We start from the raw sequence: 16,057 nt of genomic DNA, 5'->3' as shown, positions 1-16,057 counted from the left end.
GTCACAGTGTAAGTTGTAGTTTCACTTGGCGATACTGTGATCGATGCTCCGGTTTCACCGTTGCTCCATTCATAAGAATCTGCTCCTGTAGCCGTTAAGGTTACATTATCACCTTCACAGATTGTTTGATCGTTACCCGCATTTACTTCAACCGTTGGGTTGTTATTACCACTTTGAGGTACTTCTACTACCCATGCAGGGGCATAACTACCTCCAACAGCACTGTTCCAGTTACTAGCAAAAATCACTCTTGTACCATCTCTGTTTGGTACTGCTTGCGCTTGGTGCCCGTATCCTTGTCCATCATTTGAATGATGTTTTGCATAACGCTCAATAGTATTCGATGCATCTAATTTAATCGCAAATATTTCGTTGGGAGCTGCAGAACCGTTTGGACAACATTCAACACTGACATATGCCCATCCTGGTCTGCTAAGGTTTCTTGTACTAACGTGACCACCCCAAATTCCATATGAATAATTGAATAAACCTTGTACATTACCATTATCCAAACGAATCATGGCTAAATAATTGTTACTATTCCACTCAGGCTGGTTACCATACTGTACAATAACTTCATTACCATTAGCATCTATAGCAACATCACTGTGCTCAGTATAATCGTACAAATGTCTGTAGTTACTAAAATCTCTGTTATATATTTTCAGTCCTTGAGTTGAACCAGAACCGTTATCTCTCCATGACACTACAACGTAAGTTCCAAGAGGAGATATTGTTGCCCAGTCAAGATCTCCACTAGTACCAACATTATGAGTAGATACAATAGTGTTATTTTGTATATTATACACAATAAGATCTCTTACTCCTGAAGCTTGACCAATTAATACAACATATTTATCGTCATTACTTTGGTTACCTTCGCCATAACCAAACGATACACTGCTGTAGTTTGAAAAGGTGTGTAATGTAGTATTGTTGTTTGTATTAACATTATAGGCTATGAACTGGTTTCCAGAAACCCCATAAATAAGGTTAGGGTTTGTATTCGCCCATTTACCATTTCCTGGGATTTGAGCCCATTTAATAAATTGATAGGTATCACCATCTAAGATGGCTGCTGGATAACCTGCCAATTTAATTAAAGACCCATCACTGTTCCATGGCTGGTCTGTTGAATAATTATGTTTTAAGTTCTGTCCAGTTGTACCAAAAACACCACTATCACTAATTCTGGTAATTGTATTACCAGATAGACTTTCAGTAAAAGGCTCCAAATATCCTGGAAAAGATCCATTTGGACCTTGATATCCTTGGAAATTTATCGAAGATAAATTTTGGTTTGGTGGATATGTTTGCGCTTCTGATTTCTTTGGGATTAATAACGAACATGCAGCAAAAATGTTCAGGGCTATGTTCTTAACAGTAAGAACCTTACTAATGTCAAACGTCATAAATTCTAAGTTTTGCTATTAACGAGAGCGAAACTATTAAATCACGAAGTATCAAACGATTAAAGGCACTATAATTTCGATAAAATGCATGCTCTTTGTAATAACTTTACGACTTTTTTTGTGTTTTGTAGTAATTTTTACTTCTTAAATCGGTAAAAAATGTAGTTTATCGATGTAGTAATCTGTTGAACTGCAAAGCTCTATATTTTACTTTTAAAATTATCTTGTTTGCTTTGTTCTACAGCTATTAATCACAGAACAACATAAAGTCGATTATTCACAGTTAGAAATAGTATTTGGTTTAGTAATAGTGTTCTCCTTAGAAAACCGCAAATGAAATAGTTGCTCCTCGTAATGGTTAGAAAAATGATTTCAAATGATTGACGCAACTAAATTTATAATTAACACATCTAAATATCAGACATATACACTTTCAAATCATAAACAAATTTGCATTTTGAATCCCAAATTTGTGATTTCATCTAAATGACGTATCAAGAAAAGGTTTAGATTAAAAAAATAGATATTTTTAAGTAGCTGTTAATCAAATGAGAATATCAACAAACAGAGAAAATCCTCGTGAAAAAACGAATTGCATTTATTATTCCCAGCTTGGAGTCTGGTGGTGCCGAACGTGTTGTATCGGTACTATCCAACGAATTGATTTCAAAATTTGAGGTTTACATTTTTGTATTATATAAATGCACCCCTTTTTACCTAATTCACCCAGAGGTACAGATAAAGTTTTGCAAGGATATTTATAACCCCAACTTGAATAAGTTGGAGTCTTTGTCTAATCACTATCAAATGATATCCACATTAATGAGTTTTGTAAAACAACATAATATCTCGATGGTAATAGGTTTTACCTCAACTGCAAACCTTTATGCTGTGGCTGTATCAAAACTACGAGGGATACCAAGTATTATAAGCGAACGGATTCATCCTCAGTTTTTTGGGTTTGGTAAAGTAATGAAGCTTATTAGATATCTAGTGTACTCCAACACTAACGTCCTGGTGGTTCAAACCCAGGCTATTTACAACTACTTCAGAAAATTTATTAAAGCCAACAAATTAATAATAATAAAAAACCCTATTGACCCCAAATTGGCTGAGGCCAGAAACTTAAAAATGCCAAAAAAAAATATTGTCTTGAACGTAGGCAGATTGGTCGAACAAAAAAATCAAATGCTATTGATTAAAGCTTTCTCTAAAATAAAAGCTCCAGGTTGGAAACTTGAAATTGTTGGAGATGGACCATTAAAACCTGAACTGGATAAATGTATTAAGGAATTAAATTGTAATGGTAGTATTGAGCTTTCTGGAAATATTGAAAACATAGCAGACAAATATAACAATGCAAGCATTTTTGCCTTTACGTCTAATTATGAAGGATTTCCAAATGCACTTACTGAAGCAATGTATTTTGGTTTGGCCAGTATTTCTACCGAGTGCATTTCGGGACCATCAGAATTAATTAATCATGGTGAAAATGGCTTTTTGATTCCTGTTGGTAATCAACTACAATTAGAGGAAAAACTCAAGCTTCTTATTGAAAATGAAGATACTCGCTACTCAATCAATAGAGCTGCAGTGGAATCCTCAAAAAAATATGAAATTGGAATAATTACCAAACAGTGGAAAGAACTAATTAATAGGTTGATATAACTATGGACTTAAAAACACTTTTACCTGTATATCGTGAGCATTCAAAAAAAGATCATTATGATTATGCTTTCACCATTTTTACCCCTGTTTTTAATAGAGGGAATACTTTAAAAAGAGTGTTTGATTCACTTAACAAGCAAAGTTTTAAAGATTTTGAATTGTTATTGATCAATGACGGTTCTACTGACAATTCCCATGAAGTAGCTTTAAAACTAATCGAGACAGCTACATTTCCTGTAAATTATGTCAACAATAGTGTGAACAGACATAAAATGGCATGTATTGCTCAAGGCGTTCAATTAGCCAAGGGTAACTTTTTTTTACCCTTTGATTCTGACGATAGTTGTACTGATAACGCTTTGGAAGTTTTTTATAGAGAGTATTACAATATTCCCGATAACAAACGTACATCGGTAAGCGGAGTAACCTGCTTATGTCAAGATCAATTTGGTAACCCTGTTGGAGAACCATTTCCTGAAAGTCCTTATTACAGCAATACTTTCAACAACAATTTAGTAAGTGGTAAGTTCAAAGAAAAATGGGGATTCACAAAAACCGATGTTCTAAAGAATATCGTTATACCAGAACCCTTATTTTCTAATGGCTATATACCCGAAGGTATTTTATGGGAACTAATTGCTAAGCAGGGATATATCACAAAATATGTCAACGAAACCTTAAGAACTTATTATTTGGATACCCCAAATAGAATTTCACAAAGGAATCATCAAAAAGATGCTTTTGGTATGGCGATATATTCATTAGCAGTTTTAAACTGGTTTCATCAAGATTACCTGTTTAAAGCACCAAAACTTTTTACCAAACGAGTTTACACACTGCTTAGAGCGTCTCGTTTTTTGAATTTTAATTTAAAAGATTATACAGAAGCTATAGAAAACCCCTATTTAAAGAAGCTATTCTACAGTGGATGGCCCTTTAAAAGGTTATTGAAGTGAACATGGAGATAATGCTAAAAATAAAGTCCGTTTTGTTTAGACTAATTAAAAGTCCAACCGTGGTAAATATTATTACTGTTGGAGTTATAACATTGGTCGTTAAGTTTTTGGGCTTTTATAAAGAAATGGTTATTGCCGAGCATTTTGGCCTATCTGAAATTTTAGATACTTTTTACATTGCCGCTCTAGTTCCCGGCTTTGTTTACAATGTCTTCTTAAATGCTTTTAGCACAGTATTTATCCCCAATTATATTGCCGAAAAAAAATCCACGAACAAAACAGCTGCTTTCCAGACCACAAGTTTTCTTGTTACAATTATTACAGCTATAGTCTTTATGGGAATAGCTTATTTATTTACTGATGTGTATTTAGAACTTTTCTTTAAGGGACACACTCCCGAGTATTACACATTGGTAAAACTCCAGTTCCATTATCTGCTACCATGTATAGCTTTTTGGGGATTATCATCACTACTTAGTGGCTTGTTGAATATTTATGACGAATTCAGGTTTTCATCAGTTTATTCAGGAATAACTTCAGTAACTATGCTACTGTGCTTGTTGTTGTATTCTGATGCCCTTGGAGCTGCAGTTTTAGCTGTAGGAATGCTTGTGGGTAGTTTTTTTGAGTTTCTCTTTTTGCTTTACATTGCCTTTAAAAATAAGATCTTAAAGTTCGATATTCCAGAATTCTTTAACTCTAATACCGTTGTAATGTTCAAGCAAATTCCAGCAAAAATATCGTCTGGATTACTTATTGGGCTAATTCCATTAACTGACCAGTATTTTGCAGCGCAATTGGCTGTAGGATCCATTGCAGCTTTAAATTACGGTTATAAAATACCTGCTTTTCTGATTGGAATTATGCTTTTAGCATTAGGTAATGTGCTCCTTCCCTATTTTTCAAAATTGATTATCGAAGATGTAGAAGATGCCTATAAAAAACTAAAACAAATATTGTTGTGGACGTTTTTAGGCATAATGGCTATGGTATTGTGTGCCAGTTTACTCTCTACACCTATTGTTCGAATTCTATTTGAAAGAGGAAACTTTACAAGTAGTAATACCAGTTTGGTTTCTAGCATACAAATTGTCTTCCTATTAGGTGTTCCGTTTGCAATTAGTGAAAATTTGATGGTGAAGTTTTTGACCAGTATAAACAAGAATGTTTTTCCTGCCTATGTTTCATTGGGAAGTATGATACTGAATATCATTTTCGACTTCATATTCGTGAAACTCTATGGAGTTATCGGAATTGCACTTTGCACAACCATAATATATATCATAAAAGGTGGTGTATTGTTACACTACACTAACAAACAAAAATTATTAATGATACAATCTTAGTACATGGTGATTTTAAGATACATAATTTTAGCAATAACGCTTTTAAACCTCATAACCTTTAGTCTTATAGCCTTTGGCCCTTCTGCAGGTTCGGCATTGAGTGCTATATTCCTGGCACTTATGGTGGTATACTATTTCTTTAGCTCAAAAAATGGTATCCCTATACCTTTTGTTGTCCTTGGTATGCTTTATTTCATGCTCTCTGGAATTCAATTTTCAGGTATCGTATCAGACTACATTAAAGACGCGATTCGTTTTTTTGTATTCATTATTACCGCTTTTGAAGTAAGCAAAAACACTTCTAGTACTGAAATCTGTGGTTTCTTGCTTATTGGTGCACTTACTGTAGTTTTAAATGCTTTTTTGTTTCCAGACGACTATGGTAGATATGGTGGGTTTTATATTAATCCAAATACAGCTGGTTTGGTTTGCCTTAGCGGGTTGGCAACATCGTTTACGATTTCAAATCGAATTATAAGAATTCTAGTCCAACTCATTTTTGTGGCTAGCGGATTTCTTACACTATCACGATATTATTTTTTATTATTAGGCTTGTTATACATAATATCGATATCTATCGATCGTAGAAACCTCATTGCTCTTGGGTTTGGAGCTATAGCTATTGTTGTTCTTAGCACATTCACCTTGCATCTAAATGCTGATCGATTCAATGCCATAAAAAATCTTTTAGGGCAACAAGAGGGAAATACAAAGGCCCTAACCGAAGAAACCAGAGATGAAACTTGGGTAATGTATACCAACGACATTGTTAACCATATAGCTTTTGGCACGGGTTATAAAGCCATGCAAGGACGAACAGAAAATGCAATAGGTTTTCAAACAGGGGTTCATAACACCTATTTGATGGTTTTGGGTGAAGCTGGAATACTCCCATTCTTGGTTCTCATTTTAACCTATGCTCTAATTTTTGTTAGATCATTGAAATACTTAAAGGTAAATTCTGAGGTAACATTTATGGCTATTATCTTGGTTACTTATTTTATGGTATCCCATAATTATTTTGATAGTCACATCATTTTGTTCTGTTCGATATGGCTTTATATACAAACAAGAAAAGAAATTGAACCTGCTTTAACTTAAAACAACAAACTTATGTGTGGTATTTATGGAACAACACTTAAATATAGCCCCGGTCAAGTTAAGGAAAAACTTGAGCGAACAGCTTTCAGAGGTCCAGATATGTTGGATTTTAAATTTTATAACAATGGCAACCATACTGTTACATTTGGTCATAACAGACTTTCTATTGTCGATTTGGACTCCAGGTCTAATCAACCGTTTACTTATCAAAACGGTATACATATAGTGTTTAATGGTGAAGTTTACAATTTTAAAGACCTCAAGGAAGAACTTTCAAAAAAAGGCTATTCATTCAGAACAACAAGTGATACAGAAGTGCTATGCGCCATGTATATGGAGTATGGAGAAGAATGCGTAAAACATTTAAATGGAATGTTCTGTTTTGTGATATTTGATGAAAAACAAAACAAGCTTTTTGGAGCTCGTGATAGAATGGGGCAAAAACCGATGTACTATCTCTGGAACAAAAACGGTTTTGAATTTTCCAGCCAACTTTCACAAATACAAAAATTCAATAGCGATCTAACAATATCTAGGGAAGCTATTTCTTATTATTTTGCTTGGGGAGCTATTCCCGACCCCATTTCTATTTTCAATGAAGTTAAAAAGCTAAAAGCGGGTTATAGTTTCACTTATGATATAAGCTCTAATTCATTTAAAACCAAACAATATTGGGATATAGATATCAGCGGGAATCATTTGTATAAAGGTAGGTATTCCGAAGCCGTAAACGATCTTGAAAAGCTGTTATTGGATTCAGTACAAATTAGATTGTTCGCAGACGTACCTGTAGGCGTATTCCTTTCAGGAGGTATTGACTCATCACTAGTTGCTACTCTTGCTACTAAAACCACAGCGAAAAAAGTAAAGACCTTTTCAGTGAAATTTAATGAAGAGGGATTTGATGAAAGTATCTATGCACAACAGGTAGCAAATCACTTAAATACTGACCATGTTGTTATAGAGTGTAATTACAAAGAAGGGATTGATCTCATTGAGAACTTTAGTTATTATTATGACGAGCCTTTTGCAGATCCTTCAGCAATTCCTACTATGCTCCTTTCTAAATATACAAGAAAGCATGTTACTGTTGCTTTGTCTGGCGATGGAGGAGATGAAAGCTTTATAGGCTATCAAAGATACGATTGGATTAAGCGTGGCCAAAGGGCTTACAGAATTCCTTATCCGCTCCGATCAGCATTAGGAAGCATTGTTGGACTTGCTCCTAATTATCGTCTTAAAATTTTGGCTAATGCCTTAAAATTTCGTGATATTAACAGAGTATATTTAGCAGGAATGACCGGTGTAGATCTAAGTTGGATCGATAGCGAATATGACTATCTAAAAGCTGATGAACTTCGTTACCTATACCATAAAAGAAAAAACTTATTTGAAAGGGTTTCAGATCTAGATTTAAAAACCTATTTAAATTGGGATATAAACACTAAAGTTGATCGTGCTAGTATGGCATATTCACTGGAAGCTAGGTCCCCTTTAATGGATTACAGGGTGGTAGAGTTTGCGCGTTCCCTTCCAACAGAATTCAAATACAAAGGAAAAAACAAGAAACGTATCCTAAAGGATATTTTATACAAATATGTTCCTGAACATATTTTTGATAGACCCAAAGCTGGTTTTACTATGCCCTTTGAAGTATGGTTTAAAAGTGATCTAAAGGAATTTGTTCTTGACGAACTCAGTTTAGATAGCCTAAAAAGTATACCCTGTATTCAATCGGAAAAAGTAGCTTTTATGATAGATCAGCATATGAAAAGCAAATGGAATAGATACCTTCTCATATGGAAAGCTCTTGTACTGAAGCAGTGGTTAAAAACTAATGGAGTTGGATATAATATAGAATAATGGAAAGCAAGAATATATATATAGTATTCATAATGCCTTCTTTAACAGCAGGGGGAGCTGAGCGAGTTATGTCATTCATTGCTCAAAATTTAGATCCAAATAAATTTAGAGTAACTCTTCTTATTACTGGATATCAAAAAGACACATCTTATAATACTGGGGGAATTCGCACTGTATATCTTAATGAACCACGAGTTTCAAAATCTATTTTTAAAATCTATAGATTCCTAAAGTTAGAAAACCCTAAACTCGTGTTTAGCTCAATATTCCATCTTAATACTCTCTTGGCTTTTATTTCATTATTGTTTCCTAAAATGCGATTTATAGGAAGGGAGTCATCAGTCTTAAGTGTTTTAAAGCAATATAATAGCCATAAGAAATTTTATTTTCCTAAAAAACTAACAGTTATAGCATATAAGCTAGTAGACTGTATCGTATGTCAATCAAAAGACATGAAGGAAGATATGATAAATAATTATGGTGTTTCGCGGTCAAAAACAGCACTCATTAATAATCCTCTTACTAGTATTATTAAATTAAAAGAAGAAGAAGAAATAAACAATAAAAAGCATATCCGATTCATTACAATTGGAAGACTTAGCAAAGAAAAGGGCTATGATCGAATAATTAAGGCTTTAGGGACGTTAAGTTTTGATTTTGAATATACAATTATAGGAGATGGAGAAGAAAGAGAGACTATTTTAAAGCTAATAGAAGATCAAAAAATATCAGAAAAAACAAACCACATTCCATACACTAATAATGTAGGGGCTTACCTTAGAAAAAGTGATCTTTTTTTACAAGGGTCGTATGTTGATGGTTTTCCAAATGCACTACTAGAAAGCTGTATGGCTGGAACCCCTATTCTAGCTTACAATGCTCCTGGTGGTTTGAATGAAATTGTTGAAAATGGAGTAAACGGCTATATTGTTCAAAATGATGAAGAATTTATAGAGCAACTTAACCGTGCACATAAAGAGTTACCCTTTAGTCCCGAAAAAGTGCAATCTGTTGTAAACAAAAGATTTAACGCTAGTAATATTATCAAAGATTATGAAAACTTATTTCTAAAAATAAGTATGACATGAAAAGAGAAAACCCCAGGAAAAATATAGCCTTATTTACTATTGCAATGTTTTTTGCAGGTGCGTACCGTGTATTGTCTTTTATTGTCTCATACTTAAATATTGAGACATTTAGAACAACTTTAATTGTTGCTGGTTATTTCCGAAATAACGATCTGCTCATACTAGGATCGTATGTTGAAAGTTTCCCTGATGTGCTTTTAGAAAGCTGTATGGCCGGAACTCCCATTCTAGCCTTACATGCACCAGGAGGTATAGATGGAATTATTGTACAAAGACAGAATGGTGTCTTTGTAGAAAATACAATGGACTTTGTGAAAGAACTTAATGTACTTCTCAAGAACTTTTATTTTGTTCCATCGTTGGTTCACTTAGTAGTTGAAGAAAAACTCGATGCAAATAAAATAATCAGTCAATATGAAGCTCTCATTTTAAAACATTGTAACAAATGAAGGCAGATAAGAAAAAAAAGAAACTAATACTGTTTACCAATGGTTTAAAATTTGGAGGAACAGAAAGGGTTGTTAGCCTTTTTATCAATGAATTAGCAGAACACTATCAGTTGGAGTTAGTTCTGATATATGATGAAATTGACTTTGAATTAAACTCTAAAATAACCAAACATATATTGTCCATTAATGGAGAAACACGAAAATCATCTGTATTATCTAAATTAAGAGACTACTTAATTTTTTTTAGACGCTATAAAAAGCTTATTAATAATGAGACGCCAGATGTAAGTATTTCATTTTTAATGATTCCCAACGTTATTAATGCTGCCTCAAAATTATTTAATCCCAAACTCAAAGCAATACTAAGCGAAAGATGTTTTCCTTCAATAATGTATCGTTATAATGGATTTCCTTTTATTATATCTAAACTACTAATATCATTTTTTTACAATAAAGGTGATCTTGTATTTTCAAACTCAGAGAGTATTAACAGGGACTTAAAAGACAACTTTAATATAAAAACGATTACTGCTGTTATATATAACCCTGTAGTTACGAATAAAACACAACCCAAAGCATTGGAATATAAAGAGGGAAACAATTTTAAAGTTATTACAGTGGGCAGACTTACCGAAGTAAAGAATCATGGGCACTTAATAGAAGTATTTAATAAACTGCCAAATAATTTTAATTTAAATATTTATGGTAACGGCGAGCTTTATGAAGTTTTAACAGCCAAGATAAAGTCACTAGACTGTCAAACTCAGATATTTCTTCATGGTTCGGTAAGTCAGGTTAATGAAAAGCTGAAAGAAAATCACTGTTTTGTGTTAACTTCCATAACAGAAGGATTCCCCAACGCACTATTGGAAGCTATGGCAATGGGATTACCTGTAATATCCACAAACTGTAAATCTGGACCATTAGAGTTACTCAATCAAAACATTCCGTTTAATGTGATGAAGGGGGAGTTTTATAAAGGAATGTATGGGATTTTGGTAAGTGTTAATGATGGAGTTGCTCTGGAAAAAGCTATTCGTTTTTTGGAGGAAAATCCATCTGAAAGAAGGAAATATGGTAGGTTAAGTTTCGAACGAGCAAAAGATTATGATACAAAGACAATAACAATACAACTAAAAAATATAATAGAAAACTTGAACTAATAACCCTATGTGTGGAATTAACGGCATATTATACAATAAACCTGGTAAAACAGATATTGAAAGCCACTTGACCCGAATGAACAACCTAATAGTTCATCGTGGTCCTGATGACGATGGAACCCATTTTGAATACGGGAGAAACTATTCATTGGCATTGGGCATGCGCAGACTTTCAATTATCGATCTTCATACTGGTAAACAACCAATTTATAATAAAGACGAGTCTTTAATTATTGTATTTAACGGGGAAATTTACAACTATCAGAAACTCAAAAAATCCTTGGAACAGCGAGGGGTAATCTTTAAGACCAAAAGCGATACAGAGGTAATTCTTAAACTCTACGAAACCTATGGTAGTGAAAGTTTTGAATATCTAGACGGTATGTACGCGTTCAGCATCTTGGACAAAACAAAAGGTAAATTGATAATTGCTAGGGATTTTTTTGGAGAAAAACCACTCTACTATACCAAGACTAATGATGGATTAATCTGGGCTTCAGAACTTAAGTCTATTACGCCTATCCTATCCAATCGTCCAGAAATATCGAAACATGGATTAAATCTATATTTTAAACTGACCTATATACCTGCACCATTCACCATATATGAAGGTGTTTACAAGCTTGAGGCAAATAGCCTACTGGAATACGATTTAAATACACATGAGTATAACATATCTACTATAAATCACATAAATCACCCCGAAACAACCAACTATTCATTAGAAGAAGCCTCGAAAAAATTGCATGATTTGGTTATGGACAGTGTTTCGAGTCGTTCGGTGGCAGATGTTCCCCTGGGAACATTTTTATCTGGCGGTGTTGATTCTTCCATTGTGAGCTTGGGGTTATCTAAAATAAATGATAAGAAAATAGAAACCTTTTCAATTGGCTTTAAGAAATCTTCTTTTGATGAATCTGACAAATCCCGATTGGTTGCCAAGTTAATTAATAGCAACCATCACGAGTTTATAATTGATGAAAATGATATAAGCCAATATATAGATCAGATTATCTTAAATTTTGATGAGCCTTTTGCCGATTCGTCTGCACTTCCAACCTATTTAGTAGCAAACAAAACCAGAGAGTTTGTAAAGGTAGCTTTAACTGGAGATGGCGGGGACGAAGTTTTTGGAGGTTACAACAAATACTATATGGGAAGACTGAATGCTAATTACACCAAATTCGTTCCAAGTAAACTGCACAAAACATTAGCTTATGCCAGTAAAGGACTATTGTCGAGCAAGCAAGATGAGCGTGGATTAAAGCTTAAAGTTCGAAAGTTTATTAGCTCCGTAAATTATCAGGGAGAATATTACTGGGATATAATATCCCTAGGTTTCGGAAAGGATACCCAATTATTATTGAACAGTACTTATTTGTTCAACGCTCCTTTTTTAAGCTATAAAAGAACAATAAACCACAGTTTGAATGATGACATTCACATGTATCGGGAAATAGACAGACATGTTAGCCTAGAGGGCGATATGCTTGTAAAAGTGGACCGGACAAGTATGTTAAATTCCCTTGAGTGTCGAGCACCTTTCCTGAATAAATCACTTTGGGAGTTTTCCAACAACCTTCCTAGTAAGTATTTAATAAATGGTTGGGATAAAAAATACATTTTAAAAGAAGCATTTAAAAATGAGTTTCCTAAAGGTTTTTTAGATCATCCCAAGAAGGGTTTTGTAGTACCTGTTGGAGACTGGCTTAGATCGCATTTAAGACCTGAATTGGAGAAGTATGCCAATACAGGATATATCGATAAACAAGGAATATTCAATAAAGAATTCCTTTCCCCAATTTTAAACAATCATTTATCGGGTAAAGAAGATAACACCTATAAAGTATGGACCTACTTTGTTTTTCAAAAATGGTACAATCACATTTATGACGCCTAGTACATGCAAAAAAATGGTACACATAGAATAAAGCTATTAAGGATAACAACTGTCCCTCATTCTTTGAATTTCCTCCTAAAAGGACAATTAAAGTTCTTTAGGGAAAATGGTTTTGACGTGTACGCAGCTTCCAGTAAATCTACAAGTAAAAATTACAAGGATGAAGTCAAGGATTTAACGGAAAGAGAAGGTATACCTCATTATGTAATTCCTTTTACACGAAAGCTAAACCCTTTATTCGATCTTTACTCGTTATTCTGTACCATTAAATTAATATTAAAACTAAAACCAGATGTGGTGCACACCCACTCCCCAAAGGCGGGCGTTGTGGGTATGTTAGCCGCTAGATTATGCGGTGTACCATTAAAAATCCATACCGTTGCAGGTTTACCCTTAATGGAAGAAAAGGGCTTTACTAAAAAGCTTTTAATAACCGTGGAAAAGCTTACCTATACCCTAGCCGATTATGTCCTTCCTAATTCTAAAAACCTGCAATCTTATATTATAAACAATATTTACAATGACAAGAAGAAAATATTTCTAATCGGTAACGGAAGTAGTAATGGTATTGATCTAGAATACTATAATAAAAAAAGTGTGCCTCTTGAAATTCTCAAGCAGTGTAAAGAAAAATATGATATAAGAGATACCGACATCGTACTGTCTTATGTTGGACGTTTGGCCCATTACAAAGGAGTAAATGAGCTCATTGAGGCCTTTGTTGAGTTACAAAATAAAATTGGCAATTTAAAATTGCTGCTTATAGGTGCTATTGAAGAAATTAATCCGTTAAAAGAAGACAACCTCAAGCAGATTAACGAAAACTATTCAATCATTTCAACAGGGCAACAAAAAGATATTAGACCTTTTTTGGCAGTATCGGATATTTTTGTTTTCCCCAGTTATCGAGAAGGTTTTCCTCAATCCTTAATGCAAGCGGCAGCCTTTAATATTCCTTGCATAGCTACAAATATTAATGGGTGTAATGAAATAATTGAAGATGGCAAATCAGGGTTTTTAATACCTGTTAAAAATGTTCAAGGAATTACCGATACATGTGAATTGCTAATAAACAACAAAAACCTTCGCGATGAGGTAGCAAAAAATTCTAGGAAGAAATTGGAAATGGATTTTGAACAAACCAGACTTTGGAAGCACTTATTGAAATTTTACAACCAAGCTTTAACATAATGAATGTATTAGTTGCAGGACATAGCGGTTTTTTAGGTACGCATTTAACACGGGCGCTAGGAAGTGTATTTACCATACAGAAGGTTTCTTTAAGGGACAATGCTTGGGAAAAAACAACAGAGAACACAGATGTTTACATCAACTTAATAGGGAAAGCACATGATCATAATAAAACTGGTAACCTGAAAGATTATCATAATTCAAATGTGGCCAGCACCAAAGCCTTGTACAGATCCTTTTTAAAGTCGAAAGCAACTTTATTCATACAAGTAAGCTCTATTGCTGCTGTAGAAGAGATTGAATCTGAAGAGCCAATCACCGAGCTTTCCACTTGCCATCCAATATCTTTTTACGGGAAAACAAAAAAACAAGCAGAAAATTGGCTACTGAACCATACACCAAACAATCAAAAAAAACTAATCATTTTAAGACCTGTTATGGTTCATGGAGAAAACGACAAGGGTAATTTAAAACTACTTTACAAACTAATATCCAAAGGAGTGCCATACCCTTTTATGAAATTTAATAATAAGCGCTCTCTACTAGCTGTTGAAAACTTCAATTTTATAGTCAAACAGATTATCCTTAACCAAGAGAAAATTCCATCAGGGATTTACAATCTTTGTGATGATGAAGCAATTGCTACTAAAGAAATTATCTTGGCCATTGAACGAGTTACCCATAAAAAAGTACTAAAACTTGGGCTTCCCAGGTTGTTGGTTATAAAAGGTTCAAAACTTTTGGATGTTGTTCATTTACAAGTCAATTCAACACAGATTAAAAAGCTCACAAGTAACTTAGTGGTTTCCAATGAAAAGTTAAAGCAAGCTTTGGGAGTTGCCAATTTACCAATAAATGCTCTAGAAGGAATAATAAAAACCGTAAGACACTTACACAATCATCATACAATGCATTAAAATGGAATTGTTTATTGTTTTCATATCATTACTAATTTCAATCCTACTTTATTTTTGGGTAGCTCAAAAATTTGGAATCATGGACATTCCAAATCAGCGTGCGTCACATAATGAAGTTACCATTAGGGGTGGTGGAATTATTTTTCCGTTGGCTGCTTTAATTTGGTTTATTACATATGATTTTCAATTTCCCTATTTTTTCACAGGCCTATTATTGGTGTCGAGTATTAGCTTTTTAGATGATATTTTCAACTTGTCATTTAAATTGAGACTAGCGGTTCAATTTGTTGGTGTTTTTTTCTTGTTGATTGAATGCGGATTATTAATAAATTATCCTATTATCATTTCTATAGCTTTACTTATTATTATAGTGGGCTTTTGTAATATGTTCAACTTTATGGATGGCATAAATGGAATCACTGGGCTCTATGCATTTATAACATTATGTTCCTTGTGCTATATAAATTCTAAAATCCATTTTATAGACCAATACTTCCAAGGATACCTTGTACTTTCCACTATTGTGTTTCTATTGTTCAATTTCAGAAAAAGGGCTAAAACTTTTGCCGGAGATGTAGGCAGTATTAGCATGGCTTTTATATTATCTTTTATTTTACTTTTCTTAATCTTATTCAGCGATAATTACAATTATTTGGGACTAATTTCAGTATATGCAGTAGATTCTACTATTACAATTTTTCAACGTCTCCTAAAGAAAGAAAATATATTTAGTCCGCATCGTTCTCATTTGTATCAATATCTGGCGAACGAAATGAAATGGGGGCATTTAAAAGTATCTCTGGTTTACTCCTTTATTCAGTTAGTAATTAATATAATGCTTCTATTCTGTATATCCAATTCACAGGATTTTGGGTTATTGCCATTATTAACTATTGTTTTAGGTCTGACTTTGTTTTACATCATTTACAAACAACATATATTACAACAAATCGAGAATATTGATAACTGACAGATTTTTATCACAATATGGTCATAAAAACAA

The 16,057-nt window shown here is 33.6% G+C and carries 13 protein-coding genes; 12 read left to right on the top strand and 1 reads right to left on the bottom strand.

The genetic code is table 11. The features are described from left to right. A partial coding sequence (locus PWU04_RS11400) for a hypothetical protein (protein ID WP_274476235.1) occupies positions 1-1,412 on the bottom strand: 1,412 nt, incomplete at its 3' end. A 579-nt stretch (positions 1,413-1,991) separates the two neighbouring features. Here PWU04_RS11400 and PWU04_RS11395 point away from each other — a divergent pair. The 12 genes from PWU04_RS11395 (at position 1,992) to PWU04_RS11340 (ending at position 16,024) form a co-directional block, all read left to right on the top strand. Continuing rightward, positions 1,992-3,080, top strand: a complete 1,089-nt coding sequence (locus PWU04_RS11395; protein WP_274476234.1) for a glycosyltransferase family 4 protein — start codon at positions 1,992-1,994, stop codon at positions 3,078-3,080. A 2-nt stretch (positions 3,081-3,082) separates the two neighbouring features. Continuing rightward, positions 3,083-4,036, top strand: coding sequence for a glycosyltransferase family 2 protein (locus PWU04_RS11390; protein WP_274476233.1), 954 nt, complete (start codon positions 3,083-3,085; stop codon positions 4,034-4,036). A 32-nt stretch (positions 4,037-4,068) separates the two neighbouring features. Continuing rightward, positions 4,069-5,382, top strand: a complete 1,314-nt coding sequence (gene murJ / locus PWU04_RS11385; RefSeq protein WP_274476232.1) for a murein biosynthesis integral membrane protein MurJ — start codon at positions 4,069-4,071, stop codon at positions 5,380-5,382. Between the two features lie 3 nt (positions 5,383-5,385). Next, on the top strand, positions 5,386-6,483 hold the full coding sequence (locus tag PWU04_RS11380) for an O-antigen ligase family protein (RefSeq protein WP_274476231.1): 1,098 nt from the start codon (positions 5,386-5,388) through the stop codon (positions 6,481-6,483). Positions 6,484-6,495: 12 nt separating this feature from the next. Continuing rightward, the gene (gene asnB, locus PWU04_RS11375; RefSeq protein WP_274476230.1) at positions 6,496-8,346 is read left to right on the top strand and encodes an asparagine synthase (glutamine-hydrolyzing); all 1,851 of its coding nucleotides are present in this window, start codon (positions 6,496-6,498) and stop codon (positions 8,344-8,346) included. Continuing rightward, complete coding sequence (locus PWU04_RS11370; protein ID WP_274476229.1) at positions 8,346-9,434, top strand: glycosyltransferase; 1,089 nt, start codon at positions 8,346-8,348, stop codon at positions 9,432-9,434. The genes asnB (PWU04_RS11375) and PWU04_RS11370 overlap by 1 nt, the downstream gene beginning before the upstream one ends. Continuing rightward, positions 9,431-9,883 (top strand): glycosyltransferase, encoded by a 453-nt coding sequence (locus tag PWU04_RS11365; RefSeq protein ID WP_274476228.1) that lies wholly within the window; start codon positions 9,431-9,433, stop codon positions 9,881-9,883. Before PWU04_RS11370 ends, PWU04_RS11365 begins: the two co-directional genes overlap by 4 nt. Beyond that, on the top strand, positions 9,880-11,046 hold the full coding sequence (locus PWU04_RS11360) for a glycosyltransferase (RefSeq protein WP_274476227.1): 1,167 nt from the start codon (positions 9,880-9,882) through the stop codon (positions 11,044-11,046). The genes PWU04_RS11365 and PWU04_RS11360 overlap by 4 nt, the downstream gene beginning before the upstream one ends. 7 nt (positions 11,047-11,053) lie before the next feature. After that, positions 11,054-12,946, top strand: a complete 1,893-nt coding sequence (gene asnB / locus PWU04_RS11355) for an asparagine synthase (glutamine-hydrolyzing) (RefSeq protein WP_274476226.1) — start codon at positions 11,054-11,056, stop codon at positions 12,944-12,946. Between the two features lie 63 nt (positions 12,947-13,009). Then, on the top strand, positions 13,010-14,137 hold the full coding sequence (locus PWU04_RS11350) for a glycosyltransferase family 4 protein (protein WP_274476225.1): 1,128 nt from the start codon (positions 13,010-13,012) through the stop codon (positions 14,135-14,137). After that, positions 14,137-15,054, top strand: coding sequence for an NAD-dependent epimerase/dehydratase family protein (locus PWU04_RS11345; RefSeq protein ID WP_274476224.1), 918 nt, complete (start codon positions 14,137-14,139; stop codon positions 15,052-15,054). Before PWU04_RS11350 ends, PWU04_RS11345 begins: the two co-directional genes overlap by 1 nt. Positions 15,055-15,133: 79 nt before the next feature. Beyond that, entirely contained in the window at positions 15,134-16,024 is an 891-nt protein-coding gene (locus PWU04_RS11340; RefSeq protein WP_274476223.1) for an MraY family glycosyltransferase, read from the top strand. Positions 16,025-16,057 lie beyond the last annotated feature (33 nt).

The sequence above is a fragment of the Mangrovimonas aestuarii genome (genome assembly GCF_028767185.1).
Taxonomy (GTDB): domain Bacteria; phylum Bacteroidota; class Bacteroidia; order Flavobacteriales; family Flavobacteriaceae; genus Mangrovimonas_B; species Mangrovimonas_B aestuarii.
This window is presented reverse-complemented; position numbering and strand designations above follow the sequence as displayed.